The organism is Streptomyces sp. NPDC058964 (genome assembly GCF_042741275.1).
Taxonomy (GTDB): Bacteria; Actinomycetota; Actinomycetes; order Streptomycetales; family Streptomycetaceae; genus Streptomyces.
Genome location: NZ_JBHYKH010000680.1, coordinates 1 through 3,972, shown reverse-complemented (window position 1 = coordinate 3,972; position 3,972 = coordinate 1). Strand labels below are relative to the sequence as shown.

At 72.4% G+C, this 3,972-nt stretch carries 3 protein-coding genes; 1 reads left to right on the top strand and 2 read right to left on the bottom strand.

Annotated elements, in window-relative coordinates; translation table 11 throughout:
- Nucleotides 1-55 precede the first annotated feature (55 nt).
- The gene (locus ACFW2E_RS42875) at nucleotides 56-1,036 is read right to left on the bottom strand and encodes a Gfo/Idh/MocA family protein (RefSeq protein ID WP_384476410.1); all 981 of its coding nucleotides are present in this window, start codon (nucleotides 1,034-1,036) and stop codon (nucleotides 56-58) included.
- On the bottom strand, nucleotides 1,033-2,439 hold the full coding sequence (locus ACFW2E_RS42870; protein ID WP_384476407.1) for an NDP-hexose 2,3-dehydratase family protein: 1,407 nt from the start codon (nucleotides 2,437-2,439) through the stop codon (nucleotides 1,033-1,035). The genes ACFW2E_RS42875 and ACFW2E_RS42870 overlap by 4 nt, the downstream gene beginning before the upstream one ends.
- A gap of 235 nt (nucleotides 2,440-2,674) precedes the next feature.
- On the opposite strand from ACFW2E_RS42870, the gene ACFW2E_RS42865 reads away from it, so the two are divergent.
- Complete coding sequence (locus ACFW2E_RS42865) at nucleotides 2,675-3,850, top strand: glycosyltransferase (protein ID WP_384476404.1); 1,176 nt, start codon at nucleotides 2,675-2,677, stop codon at nucleotides 3,848-3,850.
- Nucleotides 3,851-3,972 lie beyond the last annotated feature (122 nt).

The window sequence follows — 3,972 nt, the reverse complement described above, 5'->3', positions numbered from 1 at the left end:
GTGACGGGAGGATCTCCGTCGCCGCGCCGGGCCGTTTCCCTGTGGCCGCGCTCCGTCAGCGGCCGGCCGCCCGGTCCACCTCCTCCACCAACCGGGCGTGGTCCAGGATCGCCTCCGTGTGCGGGGCGAAGTCCTCGCCGTGCAGGACGGCGCGGGCGAAGACACCGGCGATGTTGGTGAAGTGGTGGTCCTTGTCGAGGACCATCTCGCTCACCTCACCGTCGCGTTCCACCTTCAGTACGGGGGTGAAGTCGTCCGGCGTGCTGAACGCCCGCTCCAGCCGCAGCCGCCCCCGGCTGCCCCACAGTCCGTATCCGCTGCGGTAGGCGTGCTCGACGCCGTAGGCCAGCTGGGCCGCCGCACCGGACGGTGCCACCAGCAGGGCGCTGCCCGCGGGGCTCGGTCCGCAGGCTCCGGCCGGGCGTTCCTGGGCCCCGGCCACCCGGAGTCCGGGACCCAGGAAGAGCTGGGCGGCGCGGATCGGATAGGCGGCCACCTCCGGCAGGGTGCTGGCCCGCCGGGGTGTGCCGCCGGGCTCCGCCGGCGGGCGCAGGGGGATGCCGAACTCGGAGGAGAACAGCTGGACCTCACCGATCAGCCCGTCGGCGACCAGCTCCCGTACCCGGGTGTGCTGGGAGTGGTGGAGGAACATGAAGCCCTCCATCAGCAGCAGTCCGCGCTCCCTGGCGAAGGCCACCGCCTTCTCCGCGTCGGCCAGGCTGGTGGCGAACGGCTTCTCGCACAGCACGTGCTTGCCGGCCGCCAGCGCCCGCAGGGTCCATTCCACGTGCAGCTCGGGCGGCAGCGGGATGTACACCGCGTCCACGTCGTCGCGCTCCAGCAGCCGCGCGTAGCCCTCGACGGGCGTGCCGCCGAAGCGGTCGGTGAACTCCCGGGCCCGCCGCAGGGTACGGCTGGCCACGGCCGTCACTTCGACCAGCGGCTGCCGCTCCAGTGAGGGGAGCATGCGCCGCCGGGCGATGTCCGCGCAGCCCAGCACGCCCAGGCGCAGGGGTCGTACGGCATTGGCGCTCACCGGGCGAACACCCCGCCCAGCGACCAGACCGCGCGCAGGCCGGTCAGCAGCGTCCGGGCCTCGATGTTCAGGTAGTTGCTGTGCCGCACCAGCGCGCTCAGCTGCTCGGCGGTCACCCACACGAACTCCTCGGGCACGTCCACGGGGAACTCGTCCCCGACCTCCATGAGTACGTAGCGGTTGCCCGCGTGGTGGAAGCGCCCGCCCTCCTCGGACTGCACGGTGTCGTACAGCAGCTCGTCGGGTGTGGCGCGCAGGACGACGTCCAGGTAGCGGGGGCGCAGCTCGGGCGGCAGGGTCAGCGCCCGGCCCGGCTGGCACTGCACGGTCGGGCCGAGCTCGGCCACGTCCAGCACGCCGGCCTCGGACCTGGCCTGCGCCAGCAGGTGCGGCACCCCGCAGATCCGGCGGATCAGGAACGCGGACAGCCCCTGTTCGGCGGGGGCCAGCAGCGGCTGGGTCCAGCTCTTGACCTCGCGGTTGGCGGCCGCCACCGACGCGGCGATGACGGTGAAGTGGTGGCCCGTCTCGTGTTCGATGCCGTCGTCGGTGCGCCGCCAGCGCTCCACCCGGTTCAGCGGCAGGGTGCGCTGCACCAGTTCGCGGCGGGCCTTGACCTCGGTCAGCCGGCTCAGCACCTGCTCGGTGGGGTGCAGCGGCGGTCCGCTCTCGCCGAAGGCCGGGATCAGCGAGAGCACCGTGCGGGCGTCCATGTTGACGACGTTCGACTCGTGCAGCAGCTGGTGGATCTGGCCCAGGGTGAGCCAGACGAAGTCCTCGTGCTCGGGGACGTCCCCGATGGCCTCCACGACGATGTTCCGGTTCCGCTTGCGCAGGAACCAGGAGCCCTGCTCGGACTGGAGGGAGTCGTACAGCACCCGTGACTGCATGCGCGGCGGCTTGAAGTAGTCGATGTAGCGGACGGCCGCGCCCTTGTGCACTCCGGTGTAGTTGCTCCGGGTGGCCTGCACGGTGGGGGAGAGCTGGACCGTGTCGACGTTGCCGGGCTCCATCTTGGCCTGCATCAGGCAGTGCAGGACGCCGTCGAACTCCTTGACGACGATGCCCAGGATGCCGATCTCGGGCTGGTTGATGATCGGCTGCGACCACGATGTCTCGCGCCCGTTCCACTCGGTGCGCACGTTCAGGCCCTCGACCGAGAAGAACCGGCCGCTGTCGTGCACCAGGTTCCCGGTGGCGTCCTCGAAGTGCCAGCCGACGAGTCCGGAGAACGGGATGCGCCGCACGTCGTAGCGGTTGGTGCGGCGCTGGGCGGAGAACCACTCGTGGAAGACCTCGTTGGGCGTCACCGCGCTGTCGAGGGCCTGCGCGGACAGCATGAACCGCTGCACATGACTCCTCGTGACACCCGGAGGCGCAACTGCCTGGGTGGTGATGGTCATCAAGGGGCTCCTTCGGCTTGTCGCGCGCGCCCGGGGGCGGGCGGCCGCACCACGACGATGGGGCGGTCCGATCGGCTGTGCCTGGAGACCGCCTCGACCTGCCCCAGAGGGCCGCTCGATCCGCCGAGTGATTCCCGATCGGCCTTCAAACGGTCGCCGAGCAGCGGTGGTTATCGATGACAGGAAATCTGTCAGCACTAGACAACGAGTGTTCCCGTCCCTACGCTGAGGCGCTATGAGAATCCTCTTTGCCGGCGCCGGAAACTTCGGCCACGTCTATCCCCTCCTGCCGTTGGCGAAGGCCGCCCGGGCTGCGGGCCACGAGGTCTCCTTCGCCACGGGTGAGCAGTTGCACCCCGCCGTGGCGACGGCCGGCCTCGAGCCGGTGGCCGCGGGCCGCTCCGTGCCCGAGGCGTTCATGGAAGCAGTCAGCTCTCGAGCCGACCTCGCGGGAGCGGGCGAACTCGGAGCCCAGGACGTGCCGCCGGAGGTGCTGGCGGAACTGCACGTGCAGGTGTTCGGCTCCGTGCTGCCGCGCTGGGTGGCGGCCGACCTGGCCACCGCCCTGGAGCGGCTGCGCCCGGACCTCGTCGTCTACGAGGCGCTGAACCCGGGTGCCGCCTTCGCCGCCGCCCTCGCGGGCGTGCCCGCCGTCGCGCACGGCGTGGGCGTGATGGCGCTGGGCCCGGAGGAGGAGCGCATCCAGCAGGAGCTGCTCGCCACCGCCGGCGACCTCGGCGTCGACGTTCCCTTCGGCCAGCTGTTCGCCCTGTCCCGCAGCTACATCGACATCGTTCCGCCGTCCATCCAGGACCCGGGCTTCCTCGCCGCCCCGCTGCCCCGCATCGAGCAGCGCACCGTCGCCTACTCCGAGCCCGGCGAACTGCCCGAGCGCATCCGCGAGTCGGGCGAGCCGTTCGTCTACTGCACCCTGGGCACCGCCCTCGGGTCGGCCGACGTGCTGCGTACGGTCGTCCAGGGGCTGCTGCCGCTGGAGGTGCCGGTGCTGGTCGCCGCCGGACCCGTCGTGCCCGTCGGGGAGCTGGGCGAGCTGCCCGAGCGTGTGGTGGCCGTGCCGTGGGTGGCACAGCCGGAGGCGCTCAAGCACGCGTCGGTGGTCGTGCAGCACGGTGGCGCCGGCACGACGCTGGCGACGCTCGCGGCCGGGCTGCCGCAGCTGGTCCTGCCGCAGGGCGCCGACGGTCCGGCCAACGGGAAGGCAGTCGCCGCCGCGGGCGCGGGCGAGGTCGTCCTCGCCGCGGACCAGTCGCCCGAGGCGGTCACCGAAGCCACCCGTCGACTGCTCGCCGAGGAGGGCTACCGGGTCGCCGCCCACAAGGTCGCAGCGGAGATCGCGGCGATGCCCGACCCGGCCGACAACGTGGCGAAGCTCGTCGAACTGGCCGGCTGAAGCCCGGCCGCGTCCCTGCCGGGTGCCTGCTGGGTCCCCGCTGAGACCACTCGTCCACCCCGCCCGACCCCCGGGGGGGCGGGCAGAGGACCGCCGCCCGGCCCCGGCGCGGGAGTGGTGTC

What these genes read in the sequence shown, in the direction of transcription:
- ACFW2E_RS42865 (WP_384476404.1), top strand. Translation starts at nt 2,675, where the DNA reads ATGAGAATCCTCTTTGCCGGCGCCGGAAACTTCGGCCACGTCTATCCC.
- ACFW2E_RS42870 (WP_384476407.1), bottom strand. Translation starts at nt 2,439, where the DNA reads ATGACCATCACCACCCAGGCAGTTGCGCCTCCGGGTGTCACGAGGAGT.